21 protein-coding genes and 1 pseudogene are annotated in these 22,311 nt (G+C 71.0%); 6 read left to right on the top strand and 16 right to left on the bottom strand.

Annotation, left to right across the window (positions count from 1 at the left end):
* Positions 1–532, top strand: a pseudogene (locus tag MHY49_RS04910) (MFS transporter); the annotation flags it as partial.
* Positions 533–612: 80 nt separating this feature from the next.
* On the opposite strand, the gene MHY49_RS04915 reads toward MHY49_RS04910, so the two are convergent.
* The 6 genes from MHY49_RS04915 to MHY49_RS04940 all read right to left on the bottom strand — a co-directional run bounded on the left by MHY49_RS04915 (position 613) and on the right by MHY49_RS04940 (position 6,252).
* Positions 613–1,713 carry an ABC transporter ATP-binding protein gene (locus tag MHY49_RS04915; protein WP_239202965.1) on the bottom strand — a complete coding sequence of 367 codons (1,101 nt, stop codon included), beginning with the start codon at positions 1,711–1,713 and terminating at the stop codon, positions 613–615.
* Between the two features lie 6 nt (positions 1,714–1,719).
* Positions 1,720–3,036: an ABC transporter substrate-binding protein gene (locus MHY49_RS04920; RefSeq protein ID WP_239202966.1), complete on the bottom strand. Its 1,317-nt coding sequence runs from the start codon at positions 3,034–3,036 to the stop codon at positions 1,720–1,722.
* A 112-nt stretch (positions 3,037–3,148) separates the two neighbouring features.
* Positions 3,149–3,988 (bottom strand): carbohydrate ABC transporter permease, encoded by an 840-nt coding sequence (locus MHY49_RS04925; protein WP_239202967.1) that lies wholly within the window; start codon positions 3,986–3,988, stop codon positions 3,149–3,151.
* Entirely contained in the window at positions 3,985–4,977 is a 993-nt protein-coding gene (locus MHY49_RS04930; RefSeq protein WP_239202968.1) for a carbohydrate ABC transporter permease, read from the bottom strand. The genes MHY49_RS04925 and MHY49_RS04930 overlap by 4 nt, the downstream gene beginning before the upstream one ends.
* A 123-nt stretch (positions 4,978–5,100) precedes the next feature.
* Positions 5,101–5,865 (bottom strand): C2 family cysteine protease, encoded by a 765-nt coding sequence (locus tag MHY49_RS04935; RefSeq protein WP_239202969.1) that lies wholly within the window; start codon positions 5,863–5,865, stop codon positions 5,101–5,103.
* A gap of 30 nt (positions 5,866–5,895) precedes the next feature.
* Positions 5,896–6,252, bottom strand: a complete 357-nt coding sequence (locus tag MHY49_RS04940) for a hypothetical protein (protein WP_239202970.1) — start codon at positions 6,250–6,252, stop codon at positions 5,896–5,898.
* Positions 6,253–6,360: 108 nt separating this feature from the next.
* Here MHY49_RS04940 and MHY49_RS04945 point away from each other — a divergent pair, with 108 nt between their 5' ends.
* Complete coding sequence (locus tag MHY49_RS04945; protein WP_239202971.1) at positions 6,361–6,855, top strand: hypothetical protein; 495 nt, start codon at positions 6,361–6,363, stop codon at positions 6,853–6,855.
* A gap of 41 nt (positions 6,856–6,896) precedes the next feature.
* Here MHY49_RS04945 and MHY49_RS04950 read toward each other — a convergent pair whose 3' ends face one another.
* The 3 genes from MHY49_RS04950 to MHY49_RS04960 are packed head-to-tail and all read right to left on the bottom strand — an operon-like array spanning position 6,897 to position 9,576.
* Positions 6,897–7,610, bottom strand: coding sequence for a hypothetical protein (locus MHY49_RS04950; RefSeq protein WP_239202972.1), 714 nt, complete (start codon positions 7,608–7,610; stop codon positions 6,897–6,899).
* Positions 7,607–8,503: a hypothetical protein gene (locus tag MHY49_RS04955; protein ID WP_239202973.1), complete on the bottom strand. Its 897-nt coding sequence runs from the start codon at positions 8,501–8,503 to the stop codon at positions 7,607–7,609. The genes MHY49_RS04950 and MHY49_RS04955 overlap by 4 nt, the downstream gene beginning before the upstream one ends.
* 47 nt (positions 8,504–8,550) lie before the next feature.
* A complete protein-coding gene (locus MHY49_RS04960) occupies positions 8,551–9,576 on the bottom strand; it encodes a hypothetical protein (RefSeq protein ID WP_239202974.1) in 1,026 nt (341 codons plus the stop codon).
* 200 nt (positions 9,577–9,776) lie between these two features.
* Between MHY49_RS04960 and recQ the strand changes: the two genes are divergently transcribed.
* Entirely contained in the window at positions 9,777–11,762 is a 1,986-nt protein-coding gene (gene recQ, locus MHY49_RS04965; protein ID WP_239202975.1) for a DNA helicase RecQ, read from the top strand.
* 27 nt (positions 11,763–11,789) lie between these two features.
* Here recQ and MHY49_RS04970 read toward each other — a convergent pair whose 3' ends face one another.
* The 3 genes from MHY49_RS04970 to MHY49_RS04980 form a co-directional block, all read right to left on the bottom strand.
* Positions 11,790–12,899, bottom strand: a complete 1,110-nt coding sequence (locus tag MHY49_RS04970) for an iron-siderophore ABC transporter substrate-binding protein (RefSeq protein WP_239202976.1) — start codon at positions 12,897–12,899, stop codon at positions 11,790–11,792.
* 122 nt (positions 12,900–13,021) lie between these two features.
* Positions 13,022–13,846 (bottom strand): helix-turn-helix domain-containing protein, encoded by an 825-nt coding sequence (locus MHY49_RS19295; protein WP_239202977.1) that lies wholly within the window; start codon positions 13,844–13,846, stop codon positions 13,022–13,024.
* Positions 13,843–14,805, bottom strand: coding sequence for a universal stress protein (locus MHY49_RS04980; RefSeq protein WP_239202978.1), 963 nt, complete (start codon positions 14,803–14,805; stop codon positions 13,843–13,845). The genes MHY49_RS19295 and MHY49_RS04980 overlap by 4 nt, the downstream gene beginning before the upstream one ends.
* 447 nt (positions 14,806–15,252) lie before the next feature.
* Between MHY49_RS04980 and MHY49_RS04985 the strand changes: the two genes are divergently transcribed.
* From MHY49_RS04985 to MHY49_RS04995, 3 genes are all read left to right on the top strand, one after another.
* Positions 15,253–15,993, top strand: a complete 741-nt coding sequence (locus tag MHY49_RS04985) for a sulfite exporter TauE/SafE family protein (protein WP_239202979.1) — start codon at positions 15,253–15,255, stop codon at positions 15,991–15,993.
* 49 nt (positions 15,994–16,042) lie between these two features.
* Positions 16,043–16,813, top strand: coding sequence for a MerR family transcriptional regulator (locus tag MHY49_RS04990; RefSeq protein ID WP_239202980.1), 771 nt, complete (start codon positions 16,043–16,045; stop codon positions 16,811–16,813).
* Between the two features lie 81 nt (positions 16,814–16,894).
* Complete coding sequence (locus tag MHY49_RS04995; RefSeq protein WP_239202981.1) at positions 16,895–17,632, top strand: CPBP family intramembrane glutamic endopeptidase; 738 nt, start codon at positions 16,895–16,897, stop codon at positions 17,630–17,632.
* A 52-nt stretch (positions 17,633–17,684) separates the two neighbouring features.
* Here MHY49_RS04995 and MHY49_RS05000 read toward each other — a convergent pair whose 3' ends face one another.
* From MHY49_RS05000 to MHY49_RS05015, 4 genes are all read right to left on the bottom strand, one after another.
* Complete coding sequence (locus MHY49_RS05000) at positions 17,685–19,040, bottom strand: thermonuclease family protein (RefSeq protein ID WP_239202982.1); 1,356 nt, start codon at positions 19,038–19,040, stop codon at positions 17,685–17,687.
* 152 nt (positions 19,041–19,192) lie between these two features.
* Positions 19,193–20,494 (bottom strand): heparan-alpha-glucosaminide N-acetyltransferase domain-containing protein, encoded by a 1,302-nt coding sequence (locus MHY49_RS05005; RefSeq protein ID WP_239202983.1) that lies wholly within the window; start codon positions 20,492–20,494, stop codon positions 19,193–19,195.
* Between the two features lie 122 nt (positions 20,495–20,616).
* Positions 20,617–21,534: an endo alpha-1,4 polygalactosaminidase gene (locus tag MHY49_RS05010; protein ID WP_239202984.1), complete on the bottom strand. Its 918-nt coding sequence runs from the start codon at positions 21,532–21,534 to the stop codon at positions 20,617–20,619.
* 163 nt (positions 21,535–21,697) lie between these two features.
* On the bottom strand, positions 21,698–22,225 hold the full coding sequence (locus tag MHY49_RS05015; protein ID WP_239202985.1) for a Dps family protein: 528 nt from the start codon (positions 22,223–22,225) through the stop codon (positions 21,698–21,700).
* Positions 22,226–22,311 lie beyond the last annotated feature (86 nt).

Consider the following 22,311-nt stretch of genomic DNA (forward strand, 5'->3'; position numbering starts at 1 on the left):
CCACCCCTCGGGCAGCGTCGGATCCGCCTGGGATACGCTGCCGACGATCCTCGGGCTCATCGTCTTCGGCATCGGCCAGGGCTCACTCGTCACGCTGGTCTTCAACGTGCTGGTCACGAGCGCACCGAAGCGGCTCGCGGGGGACGTCGGATCGCTGCGCGGGACCACGCAGAACCTGGCGTCGGCCGTGGGGACGGCCGTGATGGGTGCGCTGCTGGTGACGCTGCTCGGCGTGAACGTGGGCCGTGCGGTCGTCGATCACACCGAGCTCCCGCCCGAGCTCGTCTCGCAGGTCGACCTCGACAACGCGAACTTCGTGAGCAACGCCGAGCTCGAGCAGCTGCTCGAGGGGACGACCGCCACGCCCCAGCAGGTCGACGCCGCGGTCGCGGTGAACGAGGCCGAGCGCCTGCGCACCCTGAAACTGGGCTTCCTGGTCCTCGCGGGCATCAGTGCGGCCGCCGCGCTGCCGGCGTCCAGGCTCCCCCGCTACCGGCCCGAGGAGATCCCGGACCCGGCCCCGCAGGACTGAACGCTCGAGCGCCGGCAGCCGCGGGCGGTCGCACGCGGATGCCGGGCCGCCGCGGCTGCCGGCCCCGCCCCGCCCTCAGCTCACAGCGCGCGCCCCGTCCCCGGATCGAACCAGCGCACGTCGGCGGGGACAGGCGCGACGGTGAGCTCGTCGTCGGCGGCGACCGAGACCTTGCGGTCCAGGCGCACCACCACGCGCGGGGAGGCGAGCTCCACGTGCTCGCCGAGGTCCGTCGGCTCGCAGTAGGCGAAGGACTCCGAGCCCAGCGATTCGACCTGGCGCACCCGCAGGTGCAGCCCGTCGGCGCTGGATTCGGGCAGCAGCTCCCATTCCTCGGGGCGCACCCCGAGGACCACGCGCTCCCCCGCCCCGCGCGGCGCGGGGACGGCGACCGGATGCCGCGACGCGTCTCCGGAGAGGACCGCGCGGCCCTCGCGGACGGGCGCGGTGAACAGGTTCATCGCCGGCGAGCCGATGAAGGTCGCCACGAACAGGTTCGCCGGGCGCTGGTAGAGCTCGTCGGGCGTGTCCACCTGCTGCAGCTTCCCGTCGGCGAGCACCGCCACGCGGTGTCCCATGGTCATCGCCTCGACCTGGTCGTGGGTGACGTAGACGGTGGTCGCGCCGAGGCGCCGCTGCAGGTCCGCGATCTCGCCGCGGGTGGAGACGCGCAGCTTCGCGTCGAGATTCGACAGCGGCTCGTCCATGCAGAACACCGACGGCCTCCGCACGATCGCCCGCCCCATCGCGACGCGCTGGCGCTGCCCTCCTGAGAGCGCCTTGGGCTTGCGGTCCAGCAGGCCCTCGAGGTGCAGGATGCGGGCGGCCTCGTCCACCCGGGCCTCGATCTCCGACTTCGGCGTGCGCAGGTTCGCCAGGGCGAAGCCCATGTTCTCGCGCACGCTCATGTTCGGGTACAGCGCGTAGGACTGGAACACCATCGCCACGTCCCGGTCCTTCGGGGAGACCTGGGAGACGTCCCGCGAACCGATCCTGATCCGGCCCGCGGAGACCTTCTCGAGTCCCGCGAGCATGCGCAGCGCCGTCGACTTCCCCGACCCCGAGGGACCCACGAGCACGAGGAACTCGCCGTCGGCGATCTCGAGGTCGAGGGAATCGACCGACGGCTCATCGTTGCCGGGATAGGTGAGCGTGGCGCCCTGGTAGCTGACCGATGCCATCGACCCTCACTTCGCCTTCTGGGCGAGCTGCTCGAGCTTGGGCTCCATCCACGACTGCAGCGCCTCGAGCGTCTTCTCGACCGAGTCGCCGCCGACGATCTTGTCGAACGAGCCGCCGATCTGCTGGTCCCCGCCGGCCACGAACACGCGCGCGTAGTCCTGGGGCTTCGTGGTGGGCAGCTGGTCGAGAGCGGTCTTGGCCTGCGGGGTCTTCTTCAGGTAGCTCTTCATGCTGTCCGAGTCCACCGCGGCGGTCTGCACCGGCATGTATCCCGTGCCCTGCGAGAACGTGGCGGTCGACTCGGCGTTCGTGAGGAAGCCCAGCGCCTTGAGGGCGTTGACCTTCCGTTCGTCGGAGATGCCCGCGGGGATCGCGACCCCGGCGCCGCCCGTGGGGCACGCATCCCCCTCGGGTCCGGGGAGGAACGCCGTCCCGACCTCGAACTTCCCCTTCGCGGACTCCAGGATCCCCGAGAGCGAGCCGGTGGACTCGATGCACGCGGCGGACTGCCCGGAGCCGAACACGGTGGCCGGGTCCTTCGAGACGTCGTAGAGGCCGGACTTCTTGAAGTCCTGCAGCCAGGCGGCGGCCTTCAGGGCGCCGTCCCCGGTGAAGGTGGGCGTGTACTCGTCGGAGTACGCGCCGCCCATCGCCCAGAACATGCCCTGGCCGACCCACCCCAGGTAGCCCACGCCGTCGCCGGTCGTGAAGGAGAGGTCCAGGCCCGCCTTCTCCTTCAGCACGTCGGCCCACTCGCGCAGCTCGTCGTAGTCCTTGGGGCCGCGGTCCTCGAGGCCGGCCTTCTCCCACGCGTCCTTGTTGTAGTAGAAGAGCGGGGTCGAACGGGAGTAGGGCAGCGCGTAGTGCTTGTCCTGGAAGAGGTAGTCGTCGTAGAGCGGCTTCACGTAGGCGCCGGGGTCCACGTCGGCCTTCTCGAAGAGGTCCTCGAGCGGCGTGATCTGCTTGTTCAGCGCGAAGTTGAACCAGGTGACGTCCGAGACGACGACGAGGTCGGGCAGGTCCCCGCCGGAGAGCGCCGCGTTGAACTTCTGCTGGGTGTCCTCGTAGGTGGCGCCGCCGTCGACGAGGGTGACGCTGATGCCGTCGGACTGCTTCTCGAAGTTCTTGATGAGCTCCTGCTCGATGGACTTCGAGGTGCCCGGGTGGTTGGACCAGAACTGCAGCTTCTTGGCGTCTCCGCCCTGGGCGGAGTCCTCTCCGGTGCCGGCGCAGCCGGCGAGGGCGGTCGCCGCGAGGGCGGCCGAGCCGCCGATCACGCTGCGACGGGTCAGGGCGCGGGACGAGCGGGGGATGCGGGTCATGAGGACTCCTTCTGGATCGTGCCGCGTCGGACGACGGGCATCTTGGTGGGACGACGGAGCGGCGCTGCCAGGGCGGGGCCGGGGCCGGGGCCGAGACCGTGGACGAGGGCCCTCATCCCTTGACGGCACCCGAGGTGAGGCCCTTGATCATCGGGCGCTGCAGGATGAGGAAGACGACGAGGATGGGCAGGATCGTGATGATCGTTCCGGCCATCACCGGGCCCCAGTTCGACGTCCCCTCGTTGCGCTGCAGGAGCGTCAGGCCGATGGGCAGCGGGGCGGTGTCGGCCTGATCCGACATCAGGAACGGCCACAGGTACTCGTTCCACTCGTTGACCAGCGTGATCAGCACGAAGGCGACGAGGGTGGGCCAGCTCATCGGCAGCACGACGCGGAACAGGGTGCGCAGGGGGCCGGCGGCATCCATCTTCGCCGCCTCGATCACCTCGGTGGGCAGGCTCAGGAAGTGGTTGCGCATCAGGAAGGTTCCGAAGGCCACCCCGGCGAGCGGCACGATGATGCCCGCGAAGGTGTTGCGCAGACCGGCCTGGGCGATGATCGCGTAGTTCGAGATCACCGTGATCTGGTTGGGGATCAGCAGCGCCGCGACGATCACCAGGAACAGGACGCTGCGCACCCGGCGGGAGACCTCGGAGAACACCAGGGCGAAGGCGCTGAGCACGCCCAGCACCACCTTGATGACGGTGAGGGTGCCGGCGATGATGATCGAGTTGCGCAGGTAGGTCAGGAACGGGATCTGCGTGAACAGCGTCCGGTAGTTCTCGCCCGTGGGCGGGCTGGGGAGCCAGTTCGCGGGGCTGGAGATGATGTCCGGGGCGGTCTTGAAGCTCGCCACGAGGATCCAGATCAGCGGCACCAGGATCACGGCGAGCACCACGAGCATGGCGAGGTAGCCGAGGACCCGTCGGAGGGGCGTGGTCGCGTCGGTCATCGGGTCTGGTCCTTGTCCATCACGCGCACCTGGATCAGCGTGATGATCAGCAGCACCACGAACATGATCGTGGCGACCGTGGCCCCGTAGCCGGCGCGCTGGTTCTGGAAGGTCTCGAGGTAGACCTGGTAGATCATCGTGGTGGTCGCGGTGCCCTGCGGGCCGCCGCGGGTCATCACGTTGATGATGTCGAAGACCTGCAAAGAATTGAGCATCACCGTGATCGAGAGGAAGAACGTGGTGGGGCGCAGCTGCGGGAGCGTCACCTTCGTGAAGGTGGTCCAGGTGGAGGCGTGGTCGATCGCCGCGGCCTCGTAGAGGTCCGCGCGGGCGCCCTGGAGCGCCGCCAGGTAGATCACGAAGCTGTAGCCGACGTTCTTCCAGATGTAGGTGATCGTGATCATCGCGAGCGCCCAGCCGGGGCTCTGGTAGAAGTCCGGCGTGCCCGCGCCGACCTTGCCCAGCAGATCGCGGATCATCCCGAAGTGCGGGTCGAAGACGAAGCTGAACGCGATGCCGACGGCCGCTCCGGAGAGCACGAACGGCGCGAAGATCGCCGAGCGCACGATGTTTCGGCCGCGCAGCTTCTGGTCCAGCAGCAGTGCCATCGCCAGGCCCAGGACCATCGAGCCCGCGACCGCGCACACCGTGAAGACGACCGTGGTGCGCACGATCTGCCAGGACTCCGGGCTCGAGGCCCACTCCGCGTAGTTCTGGAACCCGATGAAGGTGGCGATCGGCGAGGAGATGTTCCAGTCGAAGAACGACAGCCGGATGTTGTCGAGCAGCGGGCGGTAGGTGAACATCGCCAGCAGGGCCAGATTCGGCAGCACGAGGACGAGGAACAGGGCCCAATGGCCGAGCGTCGAGCGCCGGCGCGCACGGCGCACCTCGGCCTCGCTCGCGATGTCGGGCTCGCCGCCGTTGTCCGGGGTGAGCACGCCGCGCATGTCGGGCACCGCGTCAGCGGTGCGTTCGGGGGACGTCACCCGCGCGAAGTTAGAGGTCGCCGGTGAATGCGAGGCGACTCCCCCGCGACCGCCCGATGTCCGATATACGTCGGACACCCGCTCTGTCCGGACTCGGGGCCGTCGCCATCCGCGCGGCAGCGGTCACGAAGCCGTGCCGAAATCCTCCGGCTTCGCTCCGATCCCGGCCATGATGATGTTGTCGTCGTAGTCGTCCATGTGGATCCGTACGGTCTGCGGCAGATGGTCCGGACCGCCATCGCCCCACGGATTCTCCAGAATCAGCTCTCCTGTCCTGCGGTCCACCCCGCTGACCTGGTAGACGTGCGCCGGGGCCACGTCCTCCCGCCCCGTCTCGACGAGCTTCGTCATCACGGTGATCGGTCGCTTCTCCTCGACTGCGGTCTCGAACTCCTCGAACGTGGGGCTGTTCCCCAGGAAGGAGTCATCCGGGGCCCTCTGTCCGGTGATGAGCTCGAGGCCGGCCCCAGGGGTGTCGGCGATGACGGACTCGTAATCCGGTCCCAGGTGGTTGACCGCCGCCTGCTCGTAGATGGACATGAACCCGATGGGGTCGTCGTCCGGGGAGTAGTCGGCCCCATCGTCGTCGACGCGCGCGCCGTCCGCCGCGATCTGCTCCGGCGCGACGTTGACGACGACGGGCTCCCCGCCCTCGTAGAGCGTCACGTCCCAGGTGCCGTCCTCGCGCAGGGTGATGCTGCGGGAGAGGAAGGAGGGGTCGGAGGCTGCCACCGCCATGAGCGCGGCGAGGAGCCAGCAGTCGCCGATGCTCCCCTGACGCATGGTCTGGGAGCCGATCGCCTCGGGTGAGAGGTCGACCTCGGCCGGATCGAAGCCGCGCCCCGCGTCGGTCCCGACGTACTGGCCGCCGAAGTCCTCGATGGTCATGGGATCGGCGAAGGGGTTCAGGGGCTGGTTCTAGAGGTCCTGGCCCGCATTCGTGAGATCCGACCACAGGCCCTGTGCTCCCATGAGCTCGGCATAGCGCGCATCGTCGAGCTCCCCGTGCGGGTCCGACACCGCATCCTGCTGCGCCGCCTGCGTCCCCAGTGCTCGACTCCCGGCATCCAGCCGCGCGCCCGCATCGCGCAGGGCCTCGGCGGCCTCTCGGCGCACCCGGTCCCGGAAGACGTCCCCGTCGGATCCGCGCCATTCGAGGCCTTCGGAGGCGGCGGCGAGCGCATCGGCGAGCTCCGCGCATCGTGCGCCGGCCGATTTCACGCGCCGCCCCACGTCGAGGAGCTGATCGGTGTCGGCACCGAGGAATCCGTCCACAACCCTCTCCTGTCGAGCGACGATGCGGGATACGGTCGACCGTATTCGACCCCTGAGCCGACGACCAGGGACCGGACGCCGTTGTGGACAACGCACCGAGAGGACCCCATGAAGCCGACTGCTCGCCATGGTCCTGCGGCCCTTGCGCTGCTCGGACTCCTGGTGCTCGCGTCGTGCGGCAGGGCCGAGCCGATCCCCGCGTCGGACGCCGTCGCCCATTACGACGAGGTCGCCGACGGTCTCACCGCGGCGATCGGCGGCGAGGACGCCGAGTGGACGTTCAACGAGCGCCCGCGGCATGTGACCGTGGAGAACGGGGAATGCATGTACACCGCCGGCCGGTGGGACCTCGAGGATCCGCTCGAGCACCCTGGTCCCGAGAGCGACGAGTGGAGGACTCGCATCGCCGCCGTGAACCCCGTCCTCGAGGAGAACGGGTTCGAGCGCATCGCGAAGCCCACGCAGCAGGAGGCCCAGACCTTCCTGCAGAGCACGGACGCGCACGGCGCGACGGCCACGATCTCCGGCAATGGCGACCTGTTCATCCACAGTGCCGTCGTCGACGCCGGGTCCTGCACGCCGGAGGCGCTGGGGATCGGCTGAGTTCGTCGCGAGCGCCCGGTCGGCTCGTCGCGGGCGGCCGGTCAGCGTCCGCCGGCCTCGGGCGCCCACGCGCCGGGGATCTGGGACACCGCGTCCTGGCGCCTGCCGGTCACCGGAATCGGCTGCAGCCCGCCATGCGGGGCGAAGCCCGGTGGGATCGCGCCCTCCCGACCGATCATGCGGAGCATCTGATCGGCGATGTCGGCCGCTCTGCGCTGGGAGAAGATGAACAGGGACTTGTCCCGGGGCGGGAGAGGGCCGGAGCGGCGCGGTGCACTGACATCAGCGCCCCACGGGCCGTTGAACACGAGAGCCGGCACGCCGAGCGCCCCGGGGAACGTCTTGTACTGGAAGAAGAAGAACGGCATCCCGAGCTCCTGCGCGGCCTTCGCCCCGTCGGCGACCACGCAGATCGTGCGCGGATCGATCTCGCGTCCTGCGATCACGTAGGTGGGGCTCAGCGGGAGTCCCGGGACCATACGCCCCATGATCAGGCCCCGCTCGCACACGACCAGGCGCGCGTCGACCGTGACCAGGTATGCCCCCAGAAGGATCAGCGCCAGCACCACCATCAGGCCGACGGTCAGGGCGAGATGATCGCCCGGGACCAGCACCAGCAGGATCCCGACCAGGACGAGGACGGCGAGGAGCACCGCCGGGAGCAGCGGCCCCGCGCCGACGCGCCAGGACTTCACCGGCCTGCCGACGATCTCCTGGTGACGACCGGCGATCAGACGTGCCCGCAGCGGGATCATCGGGCCTCCTCGTCCTCGTCCGTTCGGTCGTTCTCGCTCTCGCCGGCGCTCCCGTCATCGTCGAAGAGATCCGCGACGATCTCCTCGACGGAGTCGGCGGAGACCTGCATGAGCGTGATCTCCTCGCCCTCCGGGGACGGCTGGCCGGCGATGACCTCGCTCGAGGTGAGATGGAAGAGGACGCGCTTGGTGACATCGGTGGTCCGGCTGACCATCGACCCCACCGTGAGGGCTCGGGTGTCCGCCAGTCGCGGCCCCATCTCGGTATCCGACTCCACGTCCGCGACGGCGAGGGTGGCGGCCGGGCCGTCCTGGCCGCCCACCCCCGGCTGGTCGATCAGGTGCCTCACGCGCGTGGGCACCTTCGACATGGGCATGATCGTGAACATGTGGACGCCGTCGGCCGTGACCTCCTCCTCGAGCACGACGTCGTCGACGTGCGGGTAGTAGTACAGGCGATGGATCTGCGTGGAGACCTCGCGCTCGAACCACACCAGGATCCGACTGGTGCGTCGCAGCACGAGGGCACCGGTGGTGCGCGGCTCCGCCGTGACGCTCTGCAGCTTGTCGTCCGCCAGCGGCCGATCCTCTCCCTCCGCTGCCTCGATCTCACTGATCACCAGGCGGCGCGCCATCAGCGACCGCATCGCCGTGCGGGCGATCGGCACCCGTGCCGCCTCGTCGGCCGTGTGCTCCTCGAGATAGGGCATCGCGGTCGTCTGGGCAGTGCTGATCCCGTCGAGCGCGGCCAGCTCCTCGTCGGTGAGCACGGCGACCTCTTCGACACGGCTGCGCCCCGCCTCGATGAGTCCTGCAGCGCATGCGAGGGACCGCTCATCCACCGGGTTGTCACCCGCACGTCCGTCGGTCGATGTGTCAGTGGTCGAGGTCATGCGGCGGCTCCGTCTTCGGGGGTCGGGCGTTCTCCGGGACTGCTGCGTCAGAAGATGCTACCCAGTCCCTCCTTGAGCCCACCGGCCGCGTCCGAGATCGCGTTTCCGGCGGACTTCGCCGCGTTCCCGATCGCGTCCCCCGCAGCGCCCGCGGCATTGCCGACCGCTTCCGAGACCGCCTTCGACGGATCGGCGCCGAACAGCTCGCCACCCAGGTCCACGAGGTCCATGGCCAGGCTCGCGCCGGAGAGGACGCCGCCCACGACTGCGAGCGGCGGGAAGGCCACCCCGGCGAGCATGAGCGCACCTCCCGCGACCGAGAGAGCGCCGGAGACCTTGCCGTACCCGTCGTCGGCCATGGCGATCTGGCCGATCCCCACACCGATGTCCACGCCAGGGACGACTTTGCCCAGCATCTTCGAGGTCTTGCCGAGCTTCGCCAGCCCGTCAGGGCCCAGCTTGTCCCCGATCGCGGTGACGATCTTCCCGCCTTCGGCGAGCTTCGTCGGGATGGCGTCGACCTTCTTGCCGAGCGCCTCCCACAGCGGTCCCACGTCCTTCGCGAAGGGGATCTGACCCGCGACCGTCTTGGCGAGCTTGCCGAACCCGCCCTCGGCCAGCTCCTTCGCACCCCGATCCTTCAGCTCCGCCCATACCTTGCTGACCTCTTCGGGTCCCAGGTGGGCGGCCTTCGCGAGGCGCTTCATGTCATCGATGCCCGACAGCAGCGACTTCCCTGCCTTGTAGACGGAGTAGCCCTTCACCCCCACCTTGATGGCGTCCCAGATCGTCTCGAGGGCCCCTCGCTGGTGCGATGCCTCGTCCTGCTCGTCGGCGTGGCCCACGAGCACCTCGCGGCGCCCGCCGATCTCGTCGGCGAGGGAACCGAGACGGGGCTCGATCTCCGAGGCCCAGGTAGTGCGCAGCTGCTCCGCGTCCGGGCCCTGCCAGATGACCGGATTCATGATGGCGACCCCGAGCCGGGTCCTGATGTCGTCGAGCCTCTGCCCGGCATCGCGGAACCTGTCGGCGACGTCGCGCAATGCGTCCGTGTCTGCACCGTAGAACGTCACGGAACCCCTCTCTCTCATCCTCGACGCGCTCCGCAGCGAGGATATGCAGGCCCGGTCCGCGCCGCCATGGGGAGAAGTCCCCATGGGGTCCAGGGCCTCGCGCCGCACCTACCCGTCGTCGCGCCACCCCCCTCCGCCCCTATCCACCACCCGCCGCCCGCCGGTCCGGCGGGTCGGTGCGCGCGCATAGGCTGGAACGCATGCATGACGCCCCCGCCGACGCGCCCGCTCCGACCGATCCGCAGGCACCGTCGGGCCCCTCGGCACCGTCGGACCCTTCGGCCTTCGGGCCCGAGCTCGACCCGGCCGCACCGGACGAGCAGGCCCCGTCGGCCCTGGCGCCGACCCCTGCCGGCGACCCGCGCGCCCTCGAGGTCCTCTCCACGGTCTTCGGCTACGACTCCTTCCGCGGCGAGCAGGCGCAGATCATCGACCAGGTCATCGGCGGCGGCGACGCGGTCGTGCTCATGCCCACCGGCGGCGGCAAGTCGCTGTGCTACCAGATCCCGTCGCTGATCAGGCCCGGCACCGGGATCGTGATCTCCCCGCTGATCGCGCTGATGGCGGACCAGGTGGCGGCGCTCGAGGCCAACGGCATCCGCGCCGCCTACCTCAACTCCACGCTCGAGATGCACGAGGCGCAGGCCGTCGAGCAGCAGCTCCTCGCCGGCGAGCTCGACCTGCTGTACATGGCGCCCGAGCGCCTGGTGCTGCCCCGCACGGTCCAGCTGCTGCAGCGCGCCGAGCTCGCCCTGTTCGCGATCGACGAGGCCCACTGCGTGGCCCAGTGGGGCCACGACTTCCGGCCCGACTACCTGGGCCTCTCGATGCTCGCCGAGACCTTCCCCGAGGTCCCCCGGATCGCCCTCACCGCGACGGCGACGCGCGAGACCCACCGCGAGATCACCGAGAACCTGCGGATGCAGGACGCGGCGCACTTCGTCTCGAGCTTCGACCGGCCCAACATCCAGTACCGCATCGACCCCAAGGCGTCCCCGCGCGAGCAGCTGCTGCGGCTGATCCGCAGCGAGCACCCGGGCGAGGCGGGGATCGTCTACTGCCTCTCGCGCAAGGGCGTCGAGCAGACCGCGGCCTGGCTCGCCGAGCGCGGCGTCGCCGCCCTGCCGTACCACGCGGGCCTCGACGCGGCCGTGCGCCACGAGCACCAGGAGCGCTTCCTGCGCGAGGACGGCCTGGTCATCGTCGCGACCATCGCCTTCGGCATGGGGATCGACAAGCCCGACGTCCGCTTCGTCGCCCACCTGGACCTGCCCAAGTCCATCGAGGGCTACTACCAGGAGACCGGCCGCGCGGGCCGCGACGGGCAGCCCTCGACCGCGTGGATGGCCTACGGCCTGGGCGATCTCGTCAGCCCGCGCCGCTTCATCGACACCGGCGAGGGGTCCGAGCCCTTCAAGCGCAACGCCCGCGCGCACCTGGACGCGATGCTCGCCCTGTGCGAGACGGTCACCTGCCGCCGCGTGCAGCTGCTGCACTACTTCGGCCAGGAGTCGGACCCCTGCGGCAACTGCGACGTGTGCCTGAACCCGCCCAGCACCTGGGACGCGACCGTGCCCGCGCAGAAGCTGCTCTCGGCGCTGATCCGTCTGGACCGCGAGCGCGGCCAGCAGTTCGGCTCGGGGCAGGTCATCGACGTGCTGCGCGGCAAGGACAACGAGCGCTCCGCGCAGTCCCGCCACCAGGAGCTGAGCGTCTGGGGCATCGGCGAGGACCTCTCCGAGCGCGAGTGGCGCACGGTGCTGCGTCAGCTGCTGGCCCGGAGGATCGTCGAGGCGATCGGCGAGTACGGGGTGCTCGTCCCCGGGGAGCACGCGGGGCCCGTGCTGCGCGGCGAGGTCACCGTTGAGCTCGCGGTGGACCGCTCCCCCGCGAAGGCCCCGCGCTCGCGGGGTGCGGGGCGCGGCGGAGCGGGCGGCGCGCCGCGGGCGGCGGCCTCGCTCGAGCCCGCGCAGCAGGAGGTCTTCGAGCGCCTGAGGGCGTGGCGCACCTCTGTCGCGAAGGAGAAGAAGATCGCCCCGTACATGGTCTTCTCCGACGCCACGCTGGTGGGGATCATCGAGCTGCGGCCGACGAGCGTGGACCAGCTGGGCGGCGTCAGCGGCGTCGGCGCGAAGAAGCTCGCCGAGTACGGGGACGACGTGCTCGAGGTGCTCGCGGAGAGCTGACGTCCCGGGGCGGGCCCACCCGGGTGCTCAGTCCTCGGTGATCCCGTCGACGAAGGCGTCGATGGCCTGCTCGTTCGAGCGGGGCCCGCCGGCGCCCCAGATGCGCGGCGGGAAGGCGTGGGCGCGCCCCGCCTTCACGGCGGGCAGGGAGCTCCAGATGTCGTTCTTCTGCATCTCGTCGATGTAGCTGCCCTCGCCGGTGCCCTCGTCGTTCGCATAGAACAGGTTCGCGTCGCCCACCGCGGTGAGGCCCTCCACGTCGGTCTGGGTGAGGCCGTACTCCTCGCTCACGCCGCCGGTTCCGTAGGCCTCCTCGAGGTCGTCGTCCCAGGCGGGCGTGAGGCCCAGCTCCTTGCCGAGCTCGGTGAACAGGGCGCCGTCGGTGTACGGGCGGATGGTGAGATTGCCGCCCTCGATCCAGCCGTCGAAGAACAGGAACTCCTTCGTCTCCAGGTCCGCGTCCTGGACCTCCTTCTTGGCCGCCGCGAGGTGGTCGTCGAACTCTCCGAGCACCGCATCCGCGCGCTCGGAGCGCCCGGTGGCCTCGCCGATCATGGTGAAGACGCTCTTCATGTTGCCGATCGGGTCGTCGGGGTCCGCGCCCAGGGTCGCGAGCACGGGCACGCCGGTCTTCTCGAGCTGGCCGATGATCTCGTCGTCCTTGCTGAAGGCCTCGACCACGACGAGGTCGGGGTCGAGCGAGAGCACGGTGTCCAGGTCGGGCTCGCCGCGGGTGCCGACGTCCTCGACGCCCTCGGGGAGGGTCTCGGCGCTGTCCCAGGTGCGGAAGCCGTCGGGCTCGGAAACGCCGACGGGCTGCACGCACAGGCTCAGGGCATCCTCGACCTGCTGCCATTCGAGGACGACGACGCGCTGCGCGGGCTTCTCGAGCTCGACCGTGCGGCCCACGCCGTCGGTGATCGAGACCGGGTCGTCCGAGGTGGCGGTCGTGTCCTGCGCGCAGTCCTTCGAGATCGCCGCCGCGGCCGAGCCGCCGTCGGACGCCGCGGAGTCGGCCGACGAGGAGGAGACATCGGTCGTCCCGCAGGCGCCCAGGGCGAGCGTGAGAGCGCCGACGGCGAGCGCGGAGGCGGCCGCGCCGAGGCGGCGCGAGCGGACAGGGCGGGAGGAGGACATCGAGGGCCTTTCGGGGAGCGCGGGAACCCGGACTCCGGAGGCGCCCGAGGTGAGGGCAGCGGTGCCGCGATCAGATTAGGTGACCCTCACCGAGTCCGCAATCACGACCTCCAGACGCCTGATCAGGGTTTTCGGACACTCGCCGCGAGGTGCGCGCCCGGCGTGCGACCGGTGACGCGATGGAAGGCGTCGATGAAGGTGCTGGGCTGGGAGTAGCCGAGGATCCGCGAGACCTCCTGCACCGCGCGGCCCTCCCCGAGCAGTCGCAGCGCGTGATGGATGCGCAGCATCTGCCGCCAGCGCGCGAAGGACAGCCCGGTCGCGGCGCGGAACGCCCGGCTGACGGTGCGCGCGCTCAGCCCCGCCTCGCGGGACCAGGCGGGCAGGTCCCGCGGGTCGGCGGGATCGGCGAGCAGGGCTCGCGCGATCGGATCGATGCGGGGATCGCCCGGCAGGCGCAGGTCGAGGGCGGGGGCCGACGGCTCGAGGACGTCCAGGACCACGGCCTCCGCACGCGCCCGCGCGGCGGGGACGAGGTCGCGGCGGGTCAGATGCAGCAGGAGGGACTCGAGCAGCGGCGTCATCACCAGGGTCGTCGCCGCGTCGAGCGGCTCCGGCAGGGCGGCGGGCGCGAAGAACGCGTCGCACAGCTCGACGTCGGCCGTGAGCCGGCCCGCATGCTCGACCCCGGCGGGGATCCACAGGCCCTGGCCCTCGGGGACGGTCACCAGCAGGTCGTCGACGCGTGCGGTCATCGTCCCGCCGCGCACCCACACCAGCTCGTGCAGCGGATGGGTGTGGGCGGGGTACTCGGAGGGCGCACCGGACGGATGCGACTCGGCGTGGATCGTGAACGCCGCAGGGGCGTCCTCGGGCAGTGGGGCGACGTCGTAGGTGACGGTGCCGGACTCGCGCGTCCAGGCGCCGAGGCTCGCGAGAGCGCTCACCCCTGGGCCGCGCGGGTCGGGACCACCATGACCGGTCCGCCGGCGCCGTGCAGCACGCCGCGGGAGACCGAGCCCAGCAGGGCGCTCTTCACCGTGCCCCGCCCGCGCGTGCCGAGCACGGTGAGAGGGGCGACGCGGCTCTGCTCGGCCAGCAGCTCGATGCTGTTGCCGATCTCGACGACGACCTCGATCTCGAGGTCGGGGTGCTCCGCGCGCAGCGGGGCGATGCGGTCCTCGACCATGCCCTCGAGCTCGACGCGGCGCTCCTCCACGGACACGTGGTCGTCCGTGTACGTGGGGTACCAGTACGTCCACTCGTCCAGCAGCGGCATCGCGACGAACACCCGCAGGGGCGTTCCGAGCCTCTCGGCCTGACGGGCGGCGACGCGCAGCACGAGGCCGCTCTGCTCCGACCCGTCGACCCCGGCGACCACGGGGCCGCGGCCGGCTGCTGGGGCGCTGGCGGCCGCAGGGGCACCGTCGGACGATCCGTCGGCCGCCTCGCGGCGGGGCACGACGACCGTGGGGCAGCGGGAGTGGGCGGGCAGACCGGACGCGACCGAACCGAGCACGCGACCGGCGAAGCCTCCGCGTCCGCGCGACCCCACGACCACGAGCTGCGCGGCGCCGGAGGCGTCCACGAGCACCCCGGTCGCGTCGCCCCTGGCGGAGCGGAAGGTGAGCGGGCCGGGGTGGTCCTTCACGATCTCGGCCGCCTCCTCGAGGGTCTCCCGGGCGGCCGCCTTCCCGGCGTCGTCGGCCTCGTGCGGCATCGAGGCGAGGTTCGCGTAGAAGGCGCCCGGAGCGGCGTAGGCGGTGACGACGGTGAGCCCGCTGCCGCGCCGTCGCGCCTCCTCGGCGGCGAAGCGCAGGGCGGATCGGGCCTGCTCGGACCCGTCGAAGCCGACGAGGACCTCCAGGTCGCGGTCTGCGGAGTCGAAGGGGATCTGGTCGTCCATGACTGACCTCCCGGCAAGAGTGACCAGCGGTTCCGTGCCCCTCAGGCTAGCAACCGGGCCGCAGGCGCGGGAGGGGCGGACGGAGGCGGCAGGAGGACCAGACCTGGGCGGAGGAGGCGGGCGCGGCTCGGTGGTCGCGAGCGGCCCGTCCTGGTGCCGCGGAGCTGCACTCTCGTGAACGTGCGGTCCTCGCCACAGCGCAGCGCTGCACCCATTCCCCATCCTTCCCGGCGCGGGTCTCCGGAGGGGGCGTGCACATGGCGTAGTCAGAGGTCGGGTGACGTGCTCTATTCGTCGCGACCCGACCTATGACTACGCGAAGTGCACGCGGCCGCACGAGACCCACGGGAACGAGCGAGCCCCTCGGAGACGGGCCGGACCGTCGGCGCTGCCATGCCCCTCCCCCACGACCCTGCCCGTGTCGGCCTGCCCGATACCCTCGAGCGTGTGATCGGGACGGATGCCGCAGTGCTGCTCGGGCTCGCGGCGGCGACGTTCGTCGGGGCGCTCGCGCAGCGCTCGACGGGCATGGGCTTCGCGCTTCTCGCCTCGCCGTTCCTGGTCCTCGTGCTGGGGCCGCTGCAGGGCATCCTCGTGGTCAACGTGTGCGGAGCGCTGTCCGCGCTGCTGAACCTCACCCAGGTCTGGAAGGACGTCGACCGGAAGCGGCTGAAGGTGCTCGCGCCGATGGGCGTGATCGGAGTGATCCCCGGAGCGATCGCCGTGGCCCTCCTGCCCGCGGCATCCCTGATGATCGCCGTGAGCACGATCGTGCTGCTGGGGCTGCTGCTCACCCTCGCGATGCGCGGCCGCACGGTCCCCGACTCCCCCGCGCTCGGCGTCGCCGGGGGCCTGGCGTCGGGTTTCATGAACGTCACGGCCGGCGTGGGCGGACCGGGCGTCGTGATCTACGCGCGCGCCACCGGCTGGGAGCACCGGGGCTTCGCGGCGACCGCGCAGGTGCAGTTCATGATCCTCAGCGTCGTCTCGCTGCTGGCCAAGCGGTCCCTGCCCACGCTCTCCCCGACCGGCTGGGCGGTGCTGATCGCGGCGCTGCTGCTGGGCGTGATCGCGGGCGGCGGGGTCTCCCGGCGGATCGACGGCGAGAGCGCCATGCGGATCGTGCTCGTGGTCGCGCTCGCGGGGGCGCTGATGGCGCTCGTGCGCGGCGTGCTGCTGCTGGTGTGAGGGCGGGGTCTAGGCTCGGAATCCCTCGCGCCCCGTGGAACGGACCCCCATGCCCTGGAGCACGCGCCAGCTCGCCGACCTCGCCGGCACCACCGTGAACACGGTGCGCCACTACCACCAGTCGGGTCTTCTGCCCGAACCCGAGCGCCGCAGCAACGGCTACAAGCAGTACACGGTCCCCCACCTGGTGCGCCTGCTGCGGATCCGTCGGCTCGCCGACCTCGGCGTCCCGCTCGCGCGGATCGACAGCATCGAGGACCTCGCGCCGGCCGACGGCCAGGCGGCGAGCGACGGCGAGGCGGGAGGGGACGACCCGAACTCCGTCTCCGCGACCCTGCGCGAGCTCGACGAGGAGCTGCAGTCGCGCATCTCCCAGCTCGAGGAGGCGCGCACCCAGATCGCGGCACTGCTCGCCGGAGGCGCGCCCGCCCATACGCCGCCGGGCTTCGAGTCGGTGAGCGCCGGCATGAGCGAGGCCGATCGATCGCTGATCCAGATCTACGCCGAGCTGTACCGTCCCGAGGCCCTGGCCGACGTGCGCTCGATGGTCGAGGCGGCCGACGAGACGTCGCGACGCTTCGACGAGCTGCCCGCCGACGCCGACGAGACCTCCCGCCAGCGGCTCGCCGAGGAGCTGCTGCCCCGGCTGCGGGTCCAGCTCGAGGCGCACCCGTGGCTGCGGGACCCTGCGCCCCAGTACCAGAAGAGCAGGTCGGAGACGCGGAACGCGCTGCGCGATGCCCTGCACGAGATCTACAACGACGCCCAGATCGACGTCATCGCGCGCGTCGAGAGACTCGCAGAGGGACAGACCCCTTGACCCTGTGGTGACCACACGGTCTTGTCTGGTGCTCTCGTCACCGACCGGTCCGCTCACCAGGGCCGACGAAGGAGGACCACGATGACCGACCGACGCACCGCTCCCGCATCGACCGCTCCCCCGACCGCCTCACCGACCGCGCGCCCGTCGACCCCGGGCTGGCCGGAGATCCTCGTGGGCCTCGTCGCCTACGTGATCTGCTTCGGACTCGTCTTCCTGCTGCTGCCGCTCGCGGGCGGCGGCGCCCTGGGCGGGATCATCGGCCTGTTCGTCTCCGGCGTGATGGGGCTGATCGCCTTCGGCGCCGCCTGGGCGATCCGCATCCGCTCGGCCGCGGCCTTCGGGTTCCGACGCGCGAGCGGCCGGCAGCTGCTCGCCGGGGCGGGGCTCGGCGTGCTCGCGGCGATCATCGGCACCGCGCTCACCGTCGTCTACGTGACGCTCTCCGGCGACATGCAGTCCCCCCAGTCCAGCTACCAGGCGGCCTCGACGGGCGGCGCGCTGTCCCTGGTGCTCACGCTCGTGGGCGGGTCGATCATCACGCCGATCGGCGAGGAGTCGCTGTTCCGCGGGGTGGTCGCGAACGCCCTGCTCAGCCGGTACGGGGCATGGATCGGCGTGCTCGCGAGCGCGATCGCCTTCGCCCTGTTCCACGGCATCAACACGGTGCTGCCCTCGGCCTTCATGGTCGGCCTGTTCGCCGCCCTGCTGTTCCGCCGCACCGGCTCGATCTGGCCGGGCGTGGTCCTGCACGGCACCAACAACCTGGTCAGCTCGCTGCTCCCGCTCGCGCTCGCGGGCATGGCCGCGGGGGCGTGAGGGGCGCGGGCGGGCGCGCACTCGACGCCTGATCCCTCGCAGTCCAGGCGCGTCACCTGCACTTGCGGAAGGTCTTGCCTCCGGGCATGCCGTATCGCTTGCCGGTGTAGCCGCCCGGGTTCGAATACGGGATCTCCGGGCCGTACGGCGCGCAGCTCGATCCCGAGGAGGACGACCCCGAGCTCCGCTTCGAGCCGCTCGACGGGCCCGACCGGCCCTTCGAACTCGAACTCTTCGGCCCGCTCTTCGTCCCGCCGGAGCTCTTCGAGCCCTTCGAGCCCTTCGAGGACGACGATTTCGAGCTCCCTGTGCTGCGCGATGAGCTCGAGCTGCTCCCGCTGCTGGTGGATCCACTGCGGCTCTTCGTACGGGAGGAGCCGGCGGCCTCGTCGCCGCTCGAGGGCGACGACTGCTTGGACGAGGATGGCGTCTTCGGAGCGGAAGACGGGTTCGACGGCGATCTCTTCGAGGAGCTCGAGGGCTTCGAGGGGCTCGACGTCCCCGTGGCTTTCTTCTTCGTCGTGCGCTCCTGCTGCGATGACCTCGACTTCTGCTCCGCACTCTCCGATGCGCGCGCCTGGCGTGTCTTCTCCTCCTGTGCCTCGCTCTCGGCGTGCTCCTTCTCGTGGCTTTCCTGTGTCTGCCTGTCGTCGAAGGTGGTCTTGGCCTTCTTGAGGTCGGATCGCTTCTGCTTCGCGGAGTCGCGCTGCTCCGTCGCCCTCTCGCGCAGGGAGTCGATGTAGGGGGTCATGGTGCTCGTCGCGAAGACGACGTTCCCGAGGTCCGAGAAATTGCGGGCATCGAGCGCGACGACGAACGCGTCAGCATCGGCGACGGCGTCCTCCGCGTGCCCGAGCGCCTCGGCCGGGTCGCCGTCCACCTGCGCGGGCACGCCGTCGACGGCCTCCGTGACCTGCTGCGCCTTTGCCGGGAGGGTGCATTCGACCGACGGGGCGAAGAGCCCCTTCTGCTCGCGCTCCGCCGCTTCGGATGCACGAGTGACCTCGCCGAGGAAGCGATCATTGGGCTCGAAGAGCACGGGCAGGCCGAGGCCCTCTGCTGCGATCTCTGCATTCACCAGAGAGCCCGACTCGAACACCGCCGCAAGCGTGCGATCGTACCGATCCGTGCGCTCCTGGTCGTACTCCAGCTCGATCTCGGTGCCGGCTGGGAGCCTCTTCTCGAGGAACGCGCTCGCTTCCGGTCCCATGCACTGCACCGGCTCGTCGGGATCCTTCGTCTCCGGGGTGTCCACGTTCAGCAGGCGCACTCGGACATCGTCCCCGTCGATGCGGGCGACCAGCGTGTCGCCGTCGATCACCCGCACGACCTCACCGCGGGTGTCGTCGTCCCCGAAGGCTGCGACCGCCCCGGTGATCCCGACTGCGGCGACGGCGCCGACTGCCAACAACCGGACCGCCCATGTCGGTCCCCGTGATGGCCGCGATCCGACAACGGGTCTCGCTCCGCCCTGAATACGCACGGCTTCGTCTCCCGGACTCAGTGCTGGCGCCCATGCGCCCCGCAGATGAGGGAAGACTACGAGGAACCTGGGATATTTCAGGATTGTTTCTGAACATTGCCGCGCACCTTTCCGCCGGCACGTCCCGCGATCCTGCTGACCAGCGCCTCGAGCGGTCCGCGGGAGCCGCGGGCCTTGAGCACGAGGCCGACCAGCACGACGACGGCGAGGTGCGCGAGCAGGATCCAGACCCCCGCGATGAACCACGGAGCGCTCTCGAAGGCTCCGGGCCCGGCGAGGACCAGCGCGGCGATCATCGAGATGCCGGTGAGCAGCACGTGGATCGTGTAGATCGTGAGCGGCGCGGCGCCGGCCGCACGGAGTGCCCGCGGCAGCGCGCCCGCGAGGTGACGGGTCGGCGCGATGACGAGCGCGAGCAGGGCGATCACGGCGACGGAGACGCCCGCGGTCGCGACGATGTCGGCGATCGTGCCGGTGTGCGGGGTCGCCAGGGCCTGCATCCAGAGGTCGGGACGGAGCGGCGAGCCGAAACCGTGGAGGTCCAGGAGCATCCTGTCCTCGCCCTGCGCAAGCGCCCACGACTTCACCGCGGCCGAGGTGCCGTAGGCGAGCACCGCCGTGCCGGCGCCGATGCCGAGCGCCGTGAGGGACCAGCGACGCACGCGTCCCGCCTCGATCGCGCCGAGCAGGGAACGCATGAGGACGACGCCCAGCAGCAGGTACGGCAGCCACGTGATCAGCGGGTACATGCCGGTGAGCGCGAGCCCGCGCAGGAGCGTGACGGGCTCGAGCACGTCCAGCGGAGTCACGTTCCCGATCTCCTGGACGATGCCGAGGTCCAAGCGGACGGTCGCGTTCAGCCAGCCGCCGACGGCGGTGAGGACGAGCGCGATCGCCGCCAGCACGCGGCTCGAGCACAGCAGCAGGGGCGCGGTGATCATCATGCCCAGGCCGAAGGGCACGAGGACGACCACCACCCACGTGGGCACGAAGCCGAGCAGCAGGCCGATCGCGAGCACGACCGCGCCGCGGACGATGCCGCTGCGCACGGCTCCGGCGCGGTCGCCGGCCGCGAGCCGCTTCCGGGACGCGAGCACGAGGCTGCAGCCGCCGATCACGGCGAACAGCGCCGCGGACGTGCCCTCGGTGAGGACGCTCGCGATCCGGGCCGCCGCGTTCTGCCAGGCAGAGCCACCGGGCGCGGCACCCAGGGGCACCAGCAGATGGGCGGTCATCATGCCGACGATCGCGACGAGCCGCGCGAGATCGAGCGCCTCGAGGCGGGCAGGGCGGGTGGCGACATCGGAAGGAGAGGGGCCGGCCACGGTGTCGTGGCTGACCGGCGCTGGACGGGGACGAGGGGACGCGGTGGTGTGCATGCCCTCGAGACTCTCGCTCCCACCAGCGCGTTCGCGTCATGCTGGGGTCCCTGGGCACTGCCACCGTGCGCGGATCTCCCCCTCAGCCCACGGTCGGACGCGCGCAGGTCGCAGCGCCGGTATCAGCAGGATTCGAAGCGGTATCCCGCGACGCCCTGGGCGACGAGGTCGCGGTCCCGCAGGATCGTCAGCGGCGCGCGGTCCGGGAGCGCGCAGACGTCAGCGAAGGTCATCCCAGCGTCCTCGAGGCTGTCGGAGTATTCGATCTGCAGGACATGGGCGCCATAGACGCTCGTGTACGCGGCGCATTCGTCGTAGGTGCCGCATTCCTCGGCGACGGCGAAGTCGAAGCCGAGGCCCTCGTGCGCCGTCGCCGTGATCTCGGCGGCGTTCTTCTGGGCGATCGCGAGCCCGGACTCGTGGGCGAGATCCACATAGGACCCGGCCAGGACCATCGCGCCGTGCTCGTCGATCCGGTCGAAGCGGTCGAAGGTGTCGAGATTGTCGATCTCGACGGCGTCGTACCCGGCCTCGGCGCAGCCCGTGATGACCGGAGAGAGGATCTCGAGGATGTCCTCGCGCTGCGCCGCAGTGGAGGGGTCGAGGATGTACTCGTCGTCCCAGTCGGGATCGGTGACCAGGTCGCCGTGCGCGTCGTGCAGCAGCAGGTCGGCGTGGTCCCTCCACATCGCGGCATCCCCGGGCTGGGTCTGGAAGCCGTTGACGTAGCAGACGCTGTAGGCACCCTTCAGCGGTTCGGCGGTCGCGTCGCGCACGACCACGTCGATCGGGGCCGACGGCATGTAGGCGCCGCCGAGCTGGTAATCGAAGGCCCCGCTGGTGGGAGGCGGCTCCGGGGTGGCTGCCCCGTCCGACGAGGGACGGCCGGAGGGCGCCGCGGCGGCACCCTCGGCCGACGTCGCCGAGGCGGACGACGTCGATTCCGACGACGTCGACCTGCCGTCGGCCTCCGCGTCCTGCCCGCCGCAGTCCGTCGCCATCAGCAGCACCAGCGCCGCCGTCGCCGTGCCTCGACCCATCCGCCCCATCGGCCCGCTCTCTTCCTCTCGGCACCGCCGCGCCTCGGTGCCGCAGCATCTTGGTGCCGCGGCATCTCGGTTCCGCAGGCAGTATCTCGGCACCGATGGACCGCGCGGGCCGCGAGCGGCGCATGCGAGCCGCGCGGCGCCGCCCGGGAGGGCGTCAGGAGGCCGGCGTGCGCGTCTCGGCGCTGATGAACCAGGCCTGCTGCTCGAGCTTCTCGATGATGCCGTGGAGGATGTCGGCCGAGGTCGGATCGGCCTCGTCGACCTCGTCGTGGACGTACCGCATGCTGCCCACGGTCGCCTCGATCGCCGAGGTCACGAGGTCGATCGCGTCATGCGTGAGCACCTCTCCCTGCGGGAACTCGGGCAGCGAGTTCTGCTCGGCGACAACCGCGGGGCGGTCGTCGGGGGTGGCGTGCAGGGCGCGCATCCGCTCGGCCACGTCGTCCGCAGCCTCACGCGCGATGTCCACGACCTCGTCGAGGTTCAGGTGCAGGTCGCGGAAGTTCGGGCCCACGATGTTCCAATGGGCCTGCTTGCCCACGAGGTGGAGGGCCGTGAGCTCCACGAGCACGCGCTGCAGATTCTTGGCCAGGGCGTCGGAGGCGAGGAAGCCGCCCTCGGCGTTCTCGGGCCGCGTGCGCTCGGCTCCGGCCGGGGTCGGGACGTCGACGGTCTCGTTCATCGTGCATCTCCTTCGTTCGACGGTGGACGCCTCCGACGCTACGCGGCGACCACATGGTGGACAAGGGGTCGCGAGCGGGCGCGGGA

Origin of the sequence: Brachybacterium sp. ACRRE (genome assembly GCF_022346485.1) — a bacterium.
Lineage (GTDB): Bacteria > Actinomycetota > Actinomycetes > Actinomycetales > Dermabacteraceae > Brachybacterium > Brachybacterium halotolerans.